General features: G+C 72.7%; 17 protein-coding genes. 8 read left to right on the forward strand and 9 right to left on the reverse strand.

Annotation, left to right across the window (positions count from 1 at the left end; all coding sequences use genetic code 11):
- Window positions 1-345: 345 nt before the first annotated feature.
- Entirely contained in the window at window positions 346-918 is a 573-nt protein-coding gene (locus ACIBEC_RS44100; RefSeq protein WP_360508230.1) for a hypothetical protein, read from the reverse strand.
- 65 nt (window positions 919-983) lie between these two features.
- Window positions 984-1,157 (reverse strand): hypothetical protein, encoded by a 174-nt coding sequence (locus ACIBEC_RS44105; protein ID WP_360508232.1) that lies wholly within the window; start codon window positions 1,155-1,157, stop codon window positions 984-986.
- A gap of 144 nt (window positions 1,158-1,301) precedes the next feature.
- Between ACIBEC_RS44105 and ACIBEC_RS44110 the strand changes: the two genes are divergently transcribed.
- Window positions 1,302-2,807, forward strand: coding sequence for a glutamate--cysteine ligase (locus ACIBEC_RS44110; RefSeq protein ID WP_360508235.1), 1,506 nt, complete (start codon window positions 1,302-1,304; stop codon window positions 2,805-2,807).
- A gap of 151 nt (window positions 2,808-2,958) precedes the next feature.
- On the forward strand, window positions 2,959-3,747 hold the full coding sequence (locus ACIBEC_RS44115) for a CPBP family intramembrane glutamic endopeptidase (RefSeq protein WP_360508238.1): 789 nt from the start codon (window positions 2,959-2,961) through the stop codon (window positions 3,745-3,747).
- On the opposite strand, the gene ACIBEC_RS44120 is transcribed toward ACIBEC_RS44115, so the two are convergent.
- The 6 genes from ACIBEC_RS44120 to ACIBEC_RS44145 all read right to left on the reverse strand — a co-directional run bounded on the left by ACIBEC_RS44120 (window position 3,725) and on the right by ACIBEC_RS44145 (window position 9,428).
- Window positions 3,725-4,261 (reverse strand): HAD domain-containing protein, encoded by a 537-nt coding sequence (locus tag ACIBEC_RS44120; RefSeq protein ID WP_360508241.1) that lies wholly within the window; start codon window positions 4,259-4,261, stop codon window positions 3,725-3,727. The genes ACIBEC_RS44115 and ACIBEC_RS44120 overlap by 23 nt on opposite strands.
- A 99-nt stretch (window positions 4,262-4,360) precedes the next feature.
- The gene (locus ACIBEC_RS44125; RefSeq protein WP_360508244.1) at window positions 4,361-5,629 is read right to left on the reverse strand and encodes an MFS transporter; all 1,269 of its coding nucleotides are present in this window, start codon (window positions 5,627-5,629) and stop codon (window positions 4,361-4,363) included.
- Window positions 5,630-5,766: 137 nt separating this feature from the next.
- The gene (locus ACIBEC_RS44130) at window positions 5,767-6,468 is read right to left on the reverse strand and encodes an alpha/beta fold hydrolase (RefSeq protein WP_360508247.1); all 702 of its coding nucleotides are present in this window, start codon (window positions 6,466-6,468) and stop codon (window positions 5,767-5,769) included.
- Between the two features lie 54 nt (window positions 6,469-6,522).
- Window positions 6,523-7,935: a sugar porter family MFS transporter gene (locus tag ACIBEC_RS44135; protein ID WP_360508250.1), complete on the reverse strand. Its 1,413-nt coding sequence runs from the start codon at window positions 7,933-7,935 to the stop codon at window positions 6,523-6,525.
- 117 nt (window positions 7,936-8,052) lie between these two features.
- Window positions 8,053-8,742, reverse strand: coding sequence for an FMN-binding negative transcriptional regulator (locus tag ACIBEC_RS44140; protein WP_360508252.1), 690 nt, complete (start codon window positions 8,740-8,742; stop codon window positions 8,053-8,055).
- A 14-nt stretch (window positions 8,743-8,756) separates the two neighbouring features.
- Window positions 8,757-9,428: a pyridoxamine 5'-phosphate oxidase family protein gene (locus ACIBEC_RS44145; RefSeq protein WP_360508255.1), complete on the reverse strand. Its 672-nt coding sequence runs from the start codon at window positions 9,426-9,428 to the stop codon at window positions 8,757-8,759.
- Between the two features lie 34 nt (window positions 9,429-9,462).
- On the opposite strand from ACIBEC_RS44145, the gene ACIBEC_RS44150 reads away from it, so the two are divergent.
- Entirely contained in the window at window positions 9,463-10,800 is a 1,338-nt protein-coding gene (locus ACIBEC_RS44150; RefSeq protein ID WP_360508257.1) for an aminotransferase class I/II-fold pyridoxal phosphate-dependent enzyme, read from the forward strand.
- A 266-nt stretch (window positions 10,801-11,066) separates the two neighbouring features.
- Window positions 11,067-12,260, forward strand: coding sequence for a GDSL-type esterase/lipase family protein (locus ACIBEC_RS44155; protein WP_360508260.1), 1,194 nt, complete (start codon window positions 11,067-11,069; stop codon window positions 12,258-12,260).
- Between the two features lie 135 nt (window positions 12,261-12,395).
- On the opposite strand, the gene ACIBEC_RS44160 is transcribed toward ACIBEC_RS44155, so the two are convergent.
- The gene (locus tag ACIBEC_RS44160) at window positions 12,396-13,754 is read right to left on the reverse strand and encodes an NAD(P)/FAD-dependent oxidoreductase (RefSeq protein WP_360508263.1); all 1,359 of its coding nucleotides are present in this window, start codon (window positions 13,752-13,754) and stop codon (window positions 12,396-12,398) included.
- 214 nt (window positions 13,755-13,968) lie between these two features.
- Between ACIBEC_RS44160 and ACIBEC_RS44165 the strand changes: the two genes are divergently transcribed.
- The 4 genes from ACIBEC_RS44165 (at window position 13,969) to purB (ending at window position 17,247) form a co-directional block, all read left to right on the forward strand.
- Entirely contained in the window at window positions 13,969-14,724 is a 756-nt protein-coding gene (locus ACIBEC_RS44165; RefSeq protein ID WP_360508266.1) for a HipA family kinase, read from the forward strand.
- Window positions 14,721-15,137, forward strand: coding sequence for a DUF3037 domain-containing protein (locus tag ACIBEC_RS44170; protein ID WP_360508269.1), 417 nt, complete (start codon window positions 14,721-14,723; stop codon window positions 15,135-15,137). The genes ACIBEC_RS44165 and ACIBEC_RS44170 overlap by 4 nt, the downstream gene beginning before the upstream one ends.
- Window positions 15,138-15,233: 96 nt before the next feature.
- Entirely contained in the window at window positions 15,234-15,689 is a 456-nt protein-coding gene (locus tag ACIBEC_RS44175; protein WP_360508272.1) for a MarR family transcriptional regulator, read from the forward strand.
- Between the two features lie 127 nt (window positions 15,690-15,816).
- Entirely contained in the window at window positions 15,817-17,247 is a 1,431-nt protein-coding gene (gene purB, locus ACIBEC_RS44180; protein WP_360508275.1) for an adenylosuccinate lyase, read from the forward strand.
- Window positions 17,248-17,381 lie beyond the last annotated feature (134 nt).

The raw sequence follows: 17,381 nt of genomic DNA on the forward strand, positions 1-17,381 counted from the left end.
CCGCCGCGGTAGTCGGATCCTGTCCGCACGCCGACCAGGTGTTGACCGGCGCTCAAGTGGGTAGGACAGGTGGTCCTTCCACGCTGGTTCCCAGTGTCGGCATCCGCGGACGTGCGCGCAGCGATTTCGTGACATGCGCCACAACTCCCGGGCAGAGATCACCCGTTCAGGTGGGGGCAGGGGGAAATCGCGCACCGGTGGGTCAGGCGGCGGATGGCCCGATCAGGCCATGGGGGATGGCCCGTTCAGGTGGTCGCCGTTCGGGTGACGCACCCGGGCCCCTTTGCGCGGCACGACGGAGGGCCGCCGGGCGGTGGTCCGGCGGCCCGTGCGGATACGGGTGGTTCAGGAGGAGCCGAGGAGCAGCGGCCTGGCGAGCGGGGCCCGGGCGAGCAGCGGCAGCAGTTCGGCGGCCGGGTAGGCGCGGTGGGCGGTGACGCCGAGCGGGGCCGGGGCGAGCGGGATCAGCAGGTCGGCGGCCGGGCCGGTGTCGGGGCTGTGCAGCCACAGCGCCGTCGCGTACTGGCCTGGGAAGGTCAGCAGTCTGGGCTGTTGGCGGATCCGGGAGTTCTGGGCGAGCTGCCAGGCCTCGCGCAGCGCCCGGACCGTCGAGTCGAGGTAGGGGCCGGCGGTGAAGTGGGAGAAGGTGTGGCCCTCGACGGCCTGCACCACCTCGGCGGCGGCGGCCACGTCGGCGCCGTCCTTGATCAGGAAGCGCCACCCGGTGCGGCGGGCGGCGGGGAGATCGGGGTGCGGGCCGTGCAGGACATGGACCGCGAGCGGATGGGCGGGGATCAGGGGGCCGGCCGGATGGCGCAGTGCTGCGGCGGCGGGCTGGCGCAGCGCGGTCTCCGAGTCGAGTGCGCCCAGGACGGCGCGCAGGGCGCTCGGCGGGGGCTGGGGGGTCTGCAGAGTCATGGCGGGGTCCGCCTCTCCAGGTGAGATCGGCGTGCGAGTGCGGCATACCGGCATGGCGTGGCGCGTCATCGGTGACGGGAGCCGGGCCGTGTCCGGTTGTGCAGGATCGCGGTGCCGGCGCGGTCGCCGCCGTCGACGAGGGCTTCGCGGTGGGAGCGGACCGGCCGGAGCGCTGTGCGAATTTTCATCGAACAGATGCGCAGGGTGATCTGTTTATCACAGGCGGTGGCGCCGAGCAAGTCTGCAGATAGTCTGAATTACCGTCAGTTTCCTTGCATTGCAAGCCAGTACAAGCATTCGGGTATCGATCTTCGAGGTGGGCATGATGCTTGCACGGTCGGTCGGCCGGGTGGCTCAACGGGGTGTCTCAGGAGGAGGGGACCGTGGGCGAGAAGGTCGTGGCGACTCGGGCGGATCTGGCGGACCGACAGCTCTACCGGCGAAAGCTCCAGGCCTGTCAGGAGGCGCTGGGGCGGATGCTGCGGGAGGACCGTTTCGACCGGCCGCGGGCGGTGATGGGGCTGGAGATCGAGCTCAACCTGGCCGACGAGCAGGGCCTGCCGGCCATGAACAACGCCCAGGTGCTCAGCGAGATCGGCTCCAGCGACTTCCAGACCGAGCTGGGCAAGTTCAACATCGAGGTCAACATCACGCCGCACCGGCTCTGCGGGCACGTCTTCGAGGAACTGCGAGAGGAGCTCGACATCGGGCTGCGCTACGCCGACCGACGGGCCGCCGAAGCGGGCGCCCGGATCGTCATGGTGGGCATTCTGCCGACCCTCGAGCACGCCCACACCGGCCTCGACGCGATGAGCCACAACCAGCGGTACACCCTGCTCAGCGACCAGATACTGGCCGCGCGCGGGGAGGAGATCGCGCTCGACATCGAGGGCGTCGAGCACCTCCAGCTGGAGTCCATCACCATGGTCGCCGAGGCCGCCGCGACCTCGCTGCAATTGCACCTCCAGGTGACCCCCGAGCGCTTCTCCTCGGTGTGGAACGCCGCCCAGGCGCTCTGCGGGCCACAGCTCGCGCTGGGCGCGAACTCCCCCTTCCTGTTCGGGCGGGAGCTGTGGCGGGAGACCCGTCCGGTGCTCTTCCAGCAGGCCTGCGACACCCGTTCGGCCGAGCTCAAGGCGCAAGGCGTGCGCCCGATCACCTGGTTCGGCGAGCGCTGGGTGGACTCGGCGTACGACCTCTTCGAGGAGAACCTGCGCTACTTCCCCGCCCTGCTGCCGATCTGCGACGACGAGGACCCGCTGAAGGTCCTGGCCACCGGCGGCGCGCCCAAGCTCGCCGAGATGCGGCTGCACAACGGCACCATCTACCGCTGGAACCGGCCGATCTACGATGTCTCGGGCGGGGTGGCGCACCTGCGGGTGGAGAACCGGGCGCTGCCGGCCGGGCCGACGGTGGCCGACACACTGGCCAACGCCGCCTTCTACTACGGGCTGGTGCGGGTGCTCGCCGAGCAGCCCCGGCCGGTCTGGACCCGGCTGCCGTTCGAGCGGGCGGACGAGAACTTCCGTCAGGGCGCCCGGTACGGCATCGACGCGGTGTTCCAGTGGCCGCGCCCCGGACGGGCCGGACGCGGCGGCGGGCTGCAGACGGTGTCCGCCGTCGACCTGGTGCTCGGCGAGTTGCTGCCGATGGCCTACCAGGGCCTCGACGAGTGGGGCGTGGAGCCCGCCGACCGGGACCGCTACCTGGGCATCATCGAGCAGCGCTGCCTGCGCCGCACCAACGGCGCGGCCTGGCAGAGCGCGACCTTCCACCGGCTGCGCGAGCAGTACGGGATGGACCGGCCGGCGGCGCTCGCGGCGATGACCCGGCGCTACGCCGAGCACATGCGCGGCGGGGAGCCGGTGCACACCTGGCCGGTGGGTTAGCCCGGTACGCACGTGGCCGGTGGGTCGGCCGGTGTGTACCCCGGTCGGCCGGTACGCACCTGGCCGGCCGGCTGACCGGGCCGCTGTGTCAGGATGATCGCTCCGGCGGTCGGCCGACGGCCGGAGCGACCGCCCGTCCGCTGGAGCCCCCGTGACCACCGTCCCGACCGCGCCGGAGACCGAGCAGCCCACCCGCCGGCTGCTCGGGGTGGAGCTGCTGATCGTCCTCGGCCTCTCGCTCGGGGCCAGCGGGATCAGCGCGCTGATCAGCTTCGCCGGATCGCTCACCGAACCGATCAAGCTCGGCCAGCAGGTCGCCACGCTGAACGGCTCGCGGGCGCCCGGGCGGCCCTGGCTGGACCTGGTGTGGCAGCTGTACTACATCGGGCGCGGCCTGATGCCGGTGGTACTGGTCGGCTACCTGCTGGTGCGCGAGGGCGCCGCGCTGCGGGTGCTGGGCTTCGACCTCGGGCAGAAGCTGCGCGACCTCGGCCGGGGCGCGGCCGTCGCGGCGGCGATCGGCGGGTCGGGGCTGGCGCTGTACCTGGCCTCGCAGGCGGCCGGGTACAACCTGACGGTCGCGCCCTCGGGGCTGCCGGACGTCTGGTGGCGGGTGCCGGTGTTGGTGCTGTCGGCCTGGCAGAACGCCATCCTCGAGGAGGTCGTCGTCCTCGGCTACCTGCTGCGCCGGGTCCGGCAGTTGGGGTGGTCCTGGCCGGCGGCGGTGGTGGCGAGCTCGGTGCTGCGCGGCTCGTACCACCTGTACCAGGGGGTCGGCGGGCTGATCGGCAACATGGTGATGGGGGCGGTGTTCTGCCTGCTGTACCGCCGCTGGGGGCGGGTGATGCCGCTGGTGGTGGCGCACGCGCTGATCGACACGGTGGCCTTCGTCGGGTACGCGCTGCTCGCGGGGCACGTCAGCTGGCTGCCGACCCCCTGAGCGCCTTGGTGGGGAGAGCCTGGCCGCGCGGCGGTCGGGCGAGCAGCCGGTCGACGTGCCGGCGCTCCAGGCCCTGGCCGGGGTCGATCGGCAGCAGCAGGCGATCGCGGCGCCAGAGCGATTTGCGGACCAGCCGGGAGGGGATGACGTCGTCCACCCAGGCGAACGGGCGGCCTCCGGCGTAGCGCAGCAGCGGGGCCCACTTGGCGGCGGAGAACAGCTCCATCAGCGGGACGTGCGGGTCGTCGGGCTGCGGGACGTAGCCGCTGAGGCGGACCACCGGGAGCGGGTCCAGGCCGATCGCCGGGGCGATGTGGGTGTTGGCGTGCTCCTCCCAGGTGGTGGCCCAGACCAGTTCGTACGTCCCGGCGAGCTCGCGCAGCCAGTCGCCGTGCCGGGCGGACAGCAGGACGGCGTAGCCGAGCAGGGTGTGGGTCTCGAATCCGGCGTCCGGATGCGGGCAGACCGGGTTCAGGACGCCGTCGACGTCCAGGAACAGCAGTGGCTTCGGCACCGGTGGCCCCCCAGAGCGGTCGTGATTCCTACCTGTCCGGACATACCACCTGTCCCGTTGGTTGCCCACCGGTGGGCGCACGAGGGGCGCACGGGGCGCTCACGACGTGGGCACGGGCTCGGTGGCGTGCACCGGTGCGTCGGTGGTGCTCCGGCGGCTCAGCCGGCGCACCTGCGGCTCCAGCAGGACCGCCGCGCTGAGCACCAGGCAGGCGACGGCGCAGGTCCAGAGCGCGCCACCCAGGCCGAGCGCCACGGCGGCCGGGCCGGCCAGCGCGGTGCCGACCGGGGCGAGCGAGTAGGAGCCGAGCTCGTCGTACGCGGAGACCCGGGAGAACATCTCGGCTGGGATCTCCTGGCGGAGCGCGACCATCCAGTTGACGCCGAAGACGGTGACGCCGACGCCGGAGAGGAACATCGCGGCGATCAGCAGCGGCAGCGGTGCGGCGGCGGCGAGGGCCAGCGCGGGCACGCCGAACAGGAACACCCCCCAGTTGCCGACCAGCAGGATCCGGCGGGGCCGCCAGCGCGCCATCAGCAGGCCGGTGGCCACCAGGCCGACGCCGTAGGCGGACATCGCCAGGCCCCAGGCGCCGGCGCCGCCGAGCCGCTCCTTGGCGATGGCCGGCCCGTACACCGACTCGACCGCGCCGATGCAGGCGACCAGGACGGAGAACTGGAGCACGATCACCCAGAGCCAGCGGCGGGAGGCGAACTCCCGCCAGCCCTCCCGCAGGTCGCGCAGCATGCTGGCGCCCGAGGGGGCGGGGGCCTGCTCCGGCTCCAGGAAGAAGCGCAGCGCGGCGGCGATCAGGAAGCAGAGGGCGTCCAGGGCGAGCACCCAGCCGGGGCCGACCACGGCGGTGAGTGCTCCGCCGAGGGCGGCGCCGCCGATCTGGGAGGCGTTCTGGCCCATCCGGAAGACCGAGAAGGCGCGGGCCGCCTGCTCCTGGGGGACGGCCTGCATGATCATGCCGCCGGAGGCGGGGGAGTAGAGCGCGTAGCCGGCGCCGCCGGCGGCGGAGAGCACCAGCAGCTGCCAGAGTCGGGCGTTCCCGGCCAGGACCAGCGCGGCCAGTACGGCCTGGGAGGCGCGGCTGAACAGGTTGGCGGCGACCATGATCCGGTGGCGCGGCAGGCGGTCGGCGAGGGCGCCGCCGAGCACCAGGAGCAGCACCGTGGGCAGCAGGCGGGCGGCGGTGACGTAGCCGACCTCGGTGGTGGTGCCGCCGTTGCCGAGGACGGCGAAGGCGGTGGCGATGGGGGCGCCGGCATTGCCCAGGCCGCTGACCACGGTGGCGGCGGTCTGGATGCGGAAGTTGCGGCTGGCCCAGGCGAAGCGGCGGGGGCGCGGGGGTGGGGTGGGCACCTGGCGACTATGGCCGGGGTTCGTACAGGTGTCCATCGGGTTTGCGCACCTGCCGGGCCGACTCGGTGAGTCGATGCCGGGTCGAGTCCGCCAGCCGGTGTCGAGCCGATCCCGGCAGCGGGGCCGGGCCGGCCCCGTCAGCCGAGGTGGCCCCGGAGGAAGGTGAGGGTGCGGCGCCAGGCGATCCGGGCCTGCAGGGGGTCGTAGGTGCCGAGGAGGTTCTCGTCGTTCATGAAGGCGTGCCCGGCCGGGTAGAAGTGGATCTCGGGGCGGACGTCGGTGGCCTCGCCGATCCGGATCGCGGCCTCGTCCACGGCGGTCATCGGGATCGAGCCGTCCAGCTCGCCGAAGTGGCCGAGGACGTGGGCGGTGAGGCCGCGGTAGTCGAAGTCCGGGTCGGGCGGGAGGCCGTAGAAGGGCGCCACGGCGGCCACCTTGTCGCCGGCCCGGGCGGCCAGCAGCAGGGCGAAGCCGCCGCCCATGCAGAAGCCGACCACGCCGACGGCGTCGCCGACCACGCCGTCCAGCGAGAGCAGGTGGTCGACGGCCCCGGAGAGGTCCTCGACGGCCCGCTCGACCGGGAGTTCGCGTTTGAACCGGGCCGCCTCGGTGCGGTCGTGGGTGGTCGCACCGCCGAACAGGTCGGGGGCGAGGACGGTGAAGCCCTCGGCGGCGAAGCGGTCGGCCATGGTGGCGACGTGCGTGGTGAGCCCCCACCACTCCTGCACCACCACCAGGCCGGGCCCGGCGCCCTGCGGCGGACGGGCCAGGTACCCGTGCGCGGTACGGCCGTTGCTCGGGAAGGTGACGTTCTGCCGGGAGCCGCGCTGGTCGGGCATGGCTTCCTCTCGGTGGGTCGGGCCGCGTGCGGCGGGGTGCGGTGGGGGGCGGGGTCAGCCCATCTCCTCCAGGGCGCGGCCCTTGGTCTCCTTGATGCAGAAGACCACGAACGGGATGGACAGCAGCGCGAAGGCCGCGTAAATGGCGTACGTCGCCGAGAGATTCCAGTCGGCGAGGTCGGGGAAGCTGACGGTGATCGCCCAGTTGGCGATCCACTGGGCCGACGCGGCGACGGAGAGGGCGAGCGCGCGGATCCGGTTGGGGAACATCTCACCGAGCAGGACCCAGACCACGACGCCCCAGGAGAAGGCGAAGCACAGCACGAAGACGTGCGCGGCGATCAGGGCGGCGGTGGCGTGGGTGTTGTCCAGGGTGGCCGTGTCGCCGGTGCCGTGCCGGAAGGAGAACGCCCAGGAGGCGGTGGAGAGCGCGGCCGCCATGCCGATCGAGCCGGCCAGGGCGAGCGGTTTGCGGCCGATCCGGTCCACCAGGGCCATCGCGATCACCGTGCCGATCACGTTGATGATCGAGGTGGAGAGGCTGATCAGAAGCGAGTTGGACTCGTTGATGCCGACCGACTGCCAGAGCAGGGACGAGTAGTAGAAGATCACGTTGATGCCGACGAACTGCTGGAACACCGAGGCGCCGATGCCGACCCAGACGATCGGCAGCAGGCCGAAGCGGCCGCCGAGCAGGTCCTTCATCCGGGGCTTGTGGGCGGACTCCAGCACCGCGCGGATCTCCGTCACCCGGGCGTCCAGGTCCACGCCCTCGCCCTCGACCTCGACCAGCACCTTGCGGGCCTGCGCCTCGCGGTGGTCGGCGATCAGGAAGCGTGGCGACTCCGGGATGGCGAGCGCCATCAGCCCGTACACCAGGGCCGGGATCGCCTCGACGCCGAGCATCCACTGCCAGGCCTGGATGCCGCCGAGGTGGTTGGTGGACTCGCCGCCGGCGGCCTGGTTGAGCGCCCAGTTGGCCAGCTGGGAGACGGTGATGCCGAGCACGATCGCCATCTGCTGGAAGGAGGCGAGCCGACCGCGGTAGGCGGTCGGCGCGACCTCGGCGATGTAGGTGGGCGCGATCACCGAGGCGATGCCGATCGCGATGCCGCCGATCACGCGCCAGGTGGCGAGGGTCTCGATGTTCGGCGGGAACATCGAGCCGATGCCGCTGGCCGCGAACAGCGCGGCGGCCAGCAGCATCGTGCGCACCCGGCCGAAGTTGTCGGCGAGCCGGCCGGCGATCACCGCGCCGGCCGCCGAGCCCAGCAGCGCGATGGCGACCACGAAGGCGGTGGTGCCGTGGCCCACCGCGAAGTGTTTCTGGATGCCCGTCACCGCACCGTTGATCACCGCGCTGTCGTAGCCGAACAGGAAGCCGCCCATGGCCGCCGCCGCAGAGATGAACACCACGTGGCCGAGATGGGCCTCGCCGGCCGCCCGTTGGCCGTTGACTGTGGACACGCGCGCTCCCCGGGGTGGACGGGCCCGCTCTGACGCGGAGTGGGCAGGGCTCGTCTCACATTCGAGCAGCGGCGGGGCCGACCTGCCCGTGTTCAGGGCCGATCGGGTGACGCGGGGTCAGTCGGCGGCGCGCGGTGTGGTGGTGCGCCCCCGGGAGGTGGCCGGTTGGGTGGCGCGCCGCTCGTGGCGGCGGAGCAGCTGGGTACGGGCGGCGGCGTACTGGTCGCGGCCGCGCCCGCCGCCGCCCGCGCGCTCGGCGAGGCGGTCGGCCATCGCGTACTGCGTCTCGGCGGGCTTCTTGTCGTCGTACTTGAACTTGGCCCGCACCTCCTTCACGGTCAGTCGGAGCCCGCGCAGGCCGGGCAGCTGCCGGGCCAACTCGCCGCCGCCGGGCACCACTCGGACCTCCGGCGTCTCGGGCTGGAAGTGCGCCAGTTGGCGGTTGAGGATCTCCGCCTTGCCGGCGGCGGACTCCACGACCTCGGCGGTGCAGTGGAAGTGGACCGAGGCGTAGTAGCTGGTCGGTGTGCCGGGGGCGCCGCGCCAGTGGCCCGGGGCGAAGGCGTAGCCGTCGGTGACCGCGAGGGTGACCTGCGGGTCGGCCCGGACGGCGGCCAGCAGCGGGTTGGGCGCGGCGAGGTGGAGCAGGATCTCGCCGTGCTCGGCGTCCAGCAGGAAGTGCGTCGGGACGAGGACCGGGCCCTCGCCCGGGCCGCCGTTGGCGGCGAGCAGGCCGAAGTCGCGGCCCTCGGCCAGCCAGGCGCGCCACTCGTTCTCGTCGCCGCGGTCCCAGGACCTGATCAGCATCGGAGCGCTCCTCGTCAGCGGGGGTAGGTGCGCAGGTGGGCGGGGAGCGGGATGGTGCCGTCGTCGTGCGGAACGGGGGTGCCGTGCACGGTGGTGACCGGGATCAGGCCGGACCAGTGCGGCAGGTCGGCGTCCTCGGGGTCGTCGGCGGCGTCGTCCTCGCGGGTCTTGGCCGAGACCTCGTCCAGCTCCAGCCGCAGGACGGCGGTGGCGGCGAGCTCCTTGGCGTTGGCCGGGCGGACCTCGGCGGAGCGGCCGGGTATCGCGTGGTCGACCAGGGCGGCCAGCGCGACGTCCAGCTCCTCGGGGTCGGTGACCTGGTGGGCGGTGCCGTGGGCGACGACCGAGCGGAAGTTCACCGAGTGGTTGAACGCGGACTTGGTCAGCACCAGCGCGTCGACCTGGGTGACGGTGACGCAGACCGGCATGCCCTGCTCGCCGGAGGCGCCGCGCATCGGACGGCTGCCGGTGGAGCCGTGGACGTATAGCCGGCTGCCGACCCGGGCGTAGATCGTCGGCAGCACCACGGGGGCGCCGTCGGCGACGAAGCCGAGGTGGCAGATGTAGGCGCTGTCGAGGATGGCGTGGATCGCCTCCTGCTCCCAGGTGGCCCGGTCCTTGTACCGGGTGGGGGTGGTCCTGGGGGTACGGGAGTAGGTCGGCGAGCCTTCCGTGGTGTCTGACATGACATCCTCTATGTACTAGTGCATAATTTACTTTGTGCTAGGAGACTATCCGCTGAAAGGGCGACGCGCCAGCGAAATCGCGGCGCACATCGAACAGGGCGTGAGCAGCGGACTGCTCGCCCCGGGAACCGCGCTGCCCCCGCTGCGCGACCTCGCCGCCGAACTGGGCGTCAACCCCAATACCGTCGCCGCCGCCTACCGGCTGCTGCGCGACCGAGGCGTGATCGAGACGGCCGGTCGCAAGGGCAGCCGGATCCTCCCCAGGCCCGCGCTCACCCCGCGCGACCAGATCCGCATCCCCGTCCCCCCGCACGCCCGGGACCTGTCTGCCGGCAACCCCGACCCGGCGCTGCTGCCCGACCTCGGCCCCGCCCTCGCGGCCGCCGCCGAGGCCGCGCGCGCCGAACCGGTGCTGTACGGACACCCGGCCGTAGACCCGGAACTGCTCGCGCTCGCCCGCGCCTCCTTCGAGGCCGACGGCCTGCCCGGCGGCCCGATCGTCGTCGCCTCCGGCTCGCTCGACACCATCGAACGCATCCTCGACGCCCGGCTGCGCCCCGGCGACGCGGTCGCCGTCGAGGACCCGGGCTGGGGCAGCCTGTTCGACCTGCTGCCCGCGATGGGCCTCAAGCACCTGCCCGTCCGGCTGGACGACGAGGGCCCGCTGCCGGACGCGCTCGCGGCGGCGCTGGCCGAGGGCGCCCGGGCGGTGGTGGTCACCAGCCGGGCGCAGAACCCGACCGGCGCGGCGCTCACCGCGCGCCGGGCCGAGGCGCTGAAGGCCGTCCTGGCCGAGCACCCCGGGGTGCTGCTGATCGAGGACGACCACGGGCACGGCATGGTCGACCAGCCGTTCCACTCGCTGGCCGTGGCCGGGTCGCGGCACTGGGCGGTGGTGCGCTCGGCGGCCAAGGCGTACGGGCCGGACCTGCGGGTCTCGGTGGCGGTCGGCGACCCGGAGACGATCGGCCGGGTGTCCGGACGGCTGCGGCTGGGGGCCGGCTGGGTCAGCCACCTGCTGCAGCGCACCGTCGCCGAGCTGTGGCGCAGCGACGCCGCGCCGGTCGCGCGGGTGGCCGCGACCTACCGGGCCCGGCGGGACGCCCTGCTGGGCGAGCTGGCGGCACGCGGGATCGAGGCGCACGGGCAGAGCGGGCTGAACGTCTGGGTGCCGGTACCGGACGAGACCTCGGCGCTGGCGGCGCTGGTGCAGCGCGGCTGGGTCGCGGCGCCCGGCGCGCGGTACCGGATCCAGTCGCCGCCGGGGCTGCGGTTCACCACGGCCCGGCTGGAGTCGGCGCAGGCCAGGGAACTGGCGGAGGACCTGGCGGCGGTGCTGGGAGCGAGCGGGGACGGCTCCCGGCTGGTGTGAACGGCGAGGTGGGCGGCGGTGAACGGCGGGCTGCCGGTGGGGTGGGCGGGGCTGGTGTGACGGGTGCGCGCGGCGGGCGGCAGCCGGTCCCCTGTTGCCGGTCTGGTCTGAACCCGGCGGTAACAAAAGCGAAACCTGCTGCAGATACCTAGCGGTAACAGGCGAGGGCATGTCATCTTCATCGCGCCACCGGTCGGCGGCCCACCCTCACCTATGCGTCTTCCCGTTCCCCATCCACGGGAAGACCGAGCCGCAGGAGTTCCGCAGTGCCCGAAAACTGTTCGAGCATCAACCGCAGCGCACCTCGACTCGGCCGACGGCTGCTCACCGCAGCCTTCGCCCTCCCGCTCGCCCTCGCGGGCCTGGCCGTCGCCACACCGGCCTCCGCCGCACCGGCCGCCGTGCCCTCCGGGCCCACCGCCAGCGTCACGCTCGGCGACAGCTACATCTCCGGCGAGGCCGGCCGCTGGAAGGGCAACTCCGCCGGCACCAGCGGCAGCCGCAACGGCACCGACCGCGCCTGGACCGGCAGTTCGTACGACCCCTCGCGGGTCTACGGCGCCACGGCGGCGAGCGGCTGCGACCGCTCCGACGTCTCCGAGGTGATCAGCGCCTCCACCGGCGCCCAGAACGAGATCAACCTGGCCTGCTCCGGCGCCGTCACCGCGAACATCTTCCGCGCCTCCAACGGCGGCCAGTCGTACAAGGGCGAGGCCCCGCAGGCCGACCAACTCGCCGGCGTGGCGCGGCAGAACAACGTCAAGCTGCTCACCCTGTCGATCGGCGGCAACGACCTGGGCTTCGCGGACATCATCTCCAACTGCGTGCAGGACTACCTGATCTGGTACTCGTACTGCCACGACTCCGCGCAGTCCCAGATCGACGACAAGATGCCCACGGCGATGGCCGGGGTCGGCAAGGCGATCGACGAGATCCGCGCCGTGATGGCCGGCGCGGGCTACGCGCAGTCGGACTACCGCCTGGTGCTGCAGTCCTACCCGTCGCCGATTCCGCGCAGCGCCGAGATGCGGTACCCGGAAAGCGGTTGGACCCGGTCCGACACCGGCGGCTGCCCGTTCTGGGACGGAGACGCCGACTGGGCCCGCGACACGATGGTGCCGCAGATCTCCCAGGCGCTGGCGGGCGTCGCCGCATCCAAGGGCGCGCAGTTCCTCGACCTGTCGGACATGCTGCAGGGCCGCGAGGTCTGCTCGACGGCCACCAAGCAGCCGACCGCGAGCTCCGGCCCGTCCGCGACCACCGGCGAGTGGGCGCGCTTCCTGGACGGCGGGCTCAACTCCACGCAGGGCGCACTGCAGGAGTCGATGCACCCCAACTACTACGGCCAGCAGGCGGTCGGGCGCTGCCTGACGCTGCTGTGGGGCCGCCCGAGCGGTGACTACGCGTGCCGCAACACGGCCGGGCAGGACGCGAGCGGGATGTACCTCGCCGCGCGGTGACTGTGCGCTGGGCATACGGTGACCGCGCGCTGAGCGCGCTGTGACCGAGTGCTGACCACATGCTTCGGCGCCCCCGCGGCCTTGGCTGCGGGGGCGCCGAAGTGATGTGCTGCGACCAGGACTTGGTGAGCGCGGTCAGCCCTTGGCAAGCAGGGACTGGGCGTGCGCCCGCACCTGATCCTTCGTCAGATAGGCGTCGGTGTACTCGAAATCCTGAAGCCGGGCGGGCTGGCGGGCGAGGAAGCCGGTACGGACGAAGTCGTCCCCGGCGGTCGCGTTGAGCAGCCAGTTGGCGCCCACCCGGAACTTGGCCACATTGGTGCGCATCGCCATCAGGTGGTAGCCACGTGCGACCAGCTGGGCGGGCACCCCGCGCAGCTCCACACCGACCGGCTTGGAGACCGCGTCCTTGCCGCCGAGGTCGACCACCAGGCCCAAGTCCTTGTGGTAGTACGGCTCCAGGGGCTGGTTGCGGAGCGAGGCGATCACGTTGTTCGCCACCGCGCGGCCCTGCCTGGCGGAGTGCTGGGCGGTCGGCGGGCACACCGCGCCGTCGCCCTTCGCCAGGTCGGGCACGGCGGCGGCATCCCCGAGCGCGAACACGCCCTCGAACTGCGGCACCCGCATCTCCGCCGTCACGGCGAGCCGGCCGCGGACCGTCTCGGCGTCCAGGGTGCCGATCAGTGGGCTCGCCGCCACCCCGGCGGTCCAGATCAGCGTCCGGCAGGGGAGCACCCGGCCGTCGGTGAACTTGACCGACTCGGCGCCGACCTCGGCCACCGACACGCCCAGCGACACCTCGATGCCGCGCTCCCGCAGGATTTCCAGGGCCGCCTCGCCGAGCGGGTCACCGAGCTCCGGCATCAGCTTCGGGGCGATGTCGATCAGGTGCCACTTGATCTGCCGGGCGTCCAGCCGCGGGTAGCGGTGGGACGCGGCGGTGGTCAGACGCTGCAGACAGGCGGCCGTCTCGGTGCCCGCGTAGCCGCCGCCGACCACCACGAACTGGAGCCGGGACTCCCGCTCCCGCTGGTCCAGGGTGGCCGAGGCGAGGTCGAGTTGGGCGATCACGTGGTCGCGGACGTAGGCCGCCTCGGCCAGCGTCTTCATGCCGCGGGCGTAGTCGGTGAGGCCCGGGATGTCGAAGGTGCGGGTGACGCTGCCGGGGGCGAGCACCAGGAAGTCGTACTTCTGCGCGACCACCTCGTCGGTGATCTTGCGGACGACGCACACCTTGGAAGCCGGGTCCACGCCGATGGCGCCGCCCGGCACGATGTGGGTGCGGCGCAGCGAGCGGCGCAGGGAGACGGCCACGGACTGCGGGGTGAGGACGCCTGCGGCGACGTGGGGGAGGAGGGGGAGGTAGAGCTGGTAGCTGAACGGCGTGACCAGCGAGATCTCGGCCTCCGAGGGTGACAGCTTGCGTTCGAGGCGGCGGGCGCACTCCAGGCCGGCGAAGCCACCGCCCACGATCAGGATCCGAGGTCGTTCCATCGCTCATCCCTTTGCCGTGAAGGTCCCCATTACTGTCCGCCACACTCGCACGGAGCAGCGGGGGCTGCCACCGGGGTGGGGCGGATGAGGGAGGGGTGAAGGGTGGGCCGTGGTGGGGGCTTGGGACGGTGGTTGGTGCGCGGGGTGGGGCGGATGAGGGAGGGGAGGGGTTGTGGGCGTACGGCGGGGACGGATGCACCGATAGGCTGTGGGCGTGCTACCCGAGGTGACGGCGATCCGGTACGTGACGCCACTGAGAGAAGGCGGCTCGATGCCGGGCCTGGTCGAGGCCGATGATCGGCGGCTGTACGCGCTGAAATGGGTCGGTGCGGCGCAGGGGCGCAAGGCCCTGGTCGCGGAGGTACTGGCCGGGGAGCTGGGGCGGCGGCTCGGGCTGCCGGTGCCGGAGCTGGTGACCGTCGACCTGGACCCGGTCCTCGCGCGCAGTGAGCCGGACCATCAGATCCAGGACCAGATGCGGGCCAGTGGCGGGACCAACCTCGGGATGGCCTTCGTCAGCGGCGCGCTCAACTTCGACCCGCTCTGCTTCGAGGTGGATCCCGAACTCGCGGGCCGGGTGCTCTGGTTCGATGCGCTGATCGGCAATGTCGACCGGTCCTGGCGCAACCCGAACCTGCTGGTGGCGACCGGCGGGCTGCGGCTGATCGACCACGGCGCGAGCCTGATCTTCCACCACAACTGGCCCGGTGCCGCCGCCTGGGTGCGCCGCCCGTACGACGCCTCCGACCATGCGCTGCTGCGCGCCAGGCCCGACCTGGAGTCGGCGGACAAGGCGCTCGCCCCGCTCGCGGAGACGGCGATCGAGGCGGCCGTGGCGCAGATCCCCGAGGTCTGGCTGATGGACGAGTTCGGCTTCGACTCGCCCGACGAGGTGCGCGCCGCGTACCGTTCCCAGCTGACCGGGCGACTGGCCGGTCCGCGTGACTGGCTGCCGGAGGTGCCCGCATGAGCGAGTCGTCGACGCCCGCGCTGCCGGCCATCGTCGAGCTGCACGACTACGAGTACGCCGTGATCCGCGCGGTGCCGAGGGTCGAGCGCGGTGAGTGCGTCAACGTCGGGGTGCTGCTGTACTGCCGGCAGAGTTCGCACCTGGCGGCGCGGACCCACCTGGACCAGGCGCGGCTGCTGGCGCTGGACCCGGTGACGGACGTGCAGGGGGTGCGGCGGGCGCTGCACGGGATCGAGGCGGTCTGCCTGGGCGGGCCGCAGGCGGGCCCGGCGGCGGGGGACAGCCCCGGGCAGCGGTTCCGCTGGCTGACCGCGCCGCGCAGCGCGATCGTCCAGCCGGGGCCGGTGCACACCGGGCTGACCGCCGACCCGGCCGCCGAGCTGCGGCGGCTGTTCGACCAGTTGGTGCTGTGACCGCCGGGTGCATGTCTGTGAAGGTGTGAGGCGGCTCGCGACGGTTGCCCCGGTCAAAGCTTGAGTTGCTGAAGCACCTGGTCGTACCCTGACCCCATGGGTTCGACACCGACGACGACCGTACCGACCAACGCCGAGCTGATGGAGGCGTTGGCCGCCGTCGGCGCCGCGTATTTCCAGGACTTCGCGGCGGCCGCGGCCCGGCACGGGCTCTCCTCCTCGCAGGCCAAGGCGCTGGGCGCGGTCCAGGAGCCGGTGCCGATGCGCGCGCTGGCCGGACGGCTGGGCTGCGACGCGTCGAACGTCACCGGGATCGTGGACCGGCTGGAGTCGCTGGGCCTGGCCAACCGGGCGGCGGCGGCCGGTGACCGCCGGGTGAAGATCGTGGTGATCACGGCCGAGGGCCGGGAGATCCTGGGCCTCATCCGCAGCGAGATGGGCCGTACCCACCAGGCGTTCGAGGCGATGAACGACGAGCAGCGGATCGCCCTGCACTCGATCTGCACGCAGGTCCTGCCGGTGCTGGCCGGCCGGCCGGGCGGCGCGCAGTAGGCCCTGCGCCGCCCGTACCGCGGGCCCGCGTCGGGCCGAGCGGTCCGGCGGGTTCCGGCGGCCGCGGCCGCCGGGTGGAGCAGGGCGCCGACGTCCGGCGTGACCTCGGCTGTTACCCTTGCGAAGCGTGAGCGCGAAGCCCCAGATCCCCAATGTCCTGGCCTCCCGGTACGCCTCGGCGACCCTGGCCCAGCTGTGGTCCCCCGAGCACAAGGTGGTCCTCGAGCGCCACCTGTGGCTCGCCGTCCTGAAGGCCCAGCAGGACCTCGGCGTCGAGGTGCCGGCGAACGCCGTCGCCGACTACGAGCGGGTGATCGACCAGGTCGACCTCGGCTCGATCGCCGCCCGTGAGCGGGTCACCCGCCACGACGTGAAGGCCCGGATCGAGGAGTTCAGCGAACTCGCCGGCCACGAGCAGATCCACAAGGGCATGACGTCCCGGGACCTGACCGAGAACGTCGAGCAGCTGCAGATCCGCCGGTCGCTGGAGCACGTACGCGACCGCGCGGTCGCCGTGCTGGTCCGCCTGGCCACGCTGTCCGCCCAGCACTCCGAGCTGGTCATGGCCGGCCGCTCGCACAACGTGGCCGCGCAGGCCACCACCCTGGGCAAGCGCTTCGCGTCGATCACCGACGAGCTGCTGGTCGCCTTCCGCCGGCTGGAGGAGCTGATCGCCCGCTACCCGCTGCGCGGGATCAAGGGCCCGGTCGGCACCTCCCAGGACATGCTGGACCTGATGGGCGGGGACACCGAGAAGCTGGCCGAGCTGGAGCGCCGGGTCGCCGCGCACCTCGGCTTCGACAACGTGCTGACCAGCGTCGGCCAGGTCTACCCGCGCTCGCTGGACTTCGAGGTGCTTACCGCGCTCGTCCAGCTGGCCGCCGCGCCGTCCAGCCTGGCCAAGACCATCCGCCTGATGGCCGGCCACGAGCTCGTCACCGAGGGCTTCAAGGAGGGCCAGGTCGGCTCCTCCGCGATGCCGCACAAGATGAACACCCGCTCCTGCGAGCGCGTCAACGGCCTGGCCGTCATCCTGCGCGGCTACGCCTCGATGACCGGCGAGCTGGCCGGCGACCAGTGGAACGAGGGCGACGTCTCCTGCTCGGTGGTGCGCCGGGTCGCGCTGCCGGACGCCTTCTTCGCCTTCGACGGCCTGCTGGAGACCTTCCTGACCGTCCTCGACGAGTTCGGCGCCTTCCCCGCCGTGGTCGAGGCCGAGCTGGACCGCTACCTGCCGTTCCTCGCCACCACCAAGGTGCTGATGGGCGCGGTGCGCGCGGGCGTCGGCCGGGAGACCGGGCACGAGGTCATCAAGGAGCACGCCGTCGCCTCCGCGCTGGCGATGCGCGCGGGCGCTCGGGAGAACGAGCTGCTCGACCGCCTGGCCGCCGACGAGCGGATCCCGCTGGACCGGGCCGCGCTGGACGCGCTGCTGGCCGACAAGCTCTCCTTCACCGGTGCGGCTGGTGCCCAGGTCGCCGAGGTGGTCCGCCAGGTGGAGGCCGTCGCGGCCGCCTACCCGGAGGCCGCCAAGTACGTGCCCGCCGACATCCTCTGACCACTCGTCAGCTGTCGGGCGAGGGCCCCGCCACCGGACGGCGGTTTCTAGGGGTCGTTGCAACACGTGGTCGGTTGTTTGGGCCGCGATGAGTTTATGCAGGCGCTCGGCTGGGGTTTCCCAGCCGAGCGTTT

The sequence above is a fragment of the Kitasatospora sp. NPDC051164 genome, from assembly GCF_044455625.1.
GTDB lineage: Bacteria > Actinomycetota > Actinomycetes > Streptomycetales > Streptomycetaceae > Kitasatospora.

Bases quoted from the DNA above. Each gene is read 5' to 3' on its own strand.
- ACIBEC_RS44160 (WP_360508263.1), bottom strand. From the start codon at position 13,754: ATGGAACGACCTCGGATCCTGATCGTGGGCGGTGGCTTCGCCGGCCTG.
- ACIBEC_RS44170 (WP_360508269.1), top strand. From the start codon at position 14,721: ATGAGCGAGTCGTCGACGCCCGCGCTGCCGGCCATCGTCGAGCTGCAC.
- ACIBEC_RS44145 (WP_360508255.1), bottom strand. From the start codon at position 9,428: ATGTCAGACACCACGGAAGGCTCGCCGACCTACTCCCGTACCCCCAGG.
- ACIBEC_RS44100 (WP_360508230.1), bottom strand. From the start codon at position 918: ATGACTCTGCAGACCCCCCAGCCCCCGCCGAGCGCCCTGCGCGCCGTC.
- ACIBEC_RS44175 (WP_360508272.1), top strand. From the start codon at position 15,234: ATGGGTTCGACACCGACGACGACCGTACCGACCAACGCCGAGCTGATG.
- ACIBEC_RS44130 (WP_360508247.1), bottom strand. From the start codon at position 6,468: ATGCCCGACCAGCGCGGCTCCCGGCAGAACGTCACCTTCCCGAGCAAC.
- ACIBEC_RS44140 (WP_360508252.1), bottom strand. From the start codon at position 8,742: ATGCTGATCAGGTCCTGGGACCGCGGCGACGAGAACGAGTGGCGCGCC.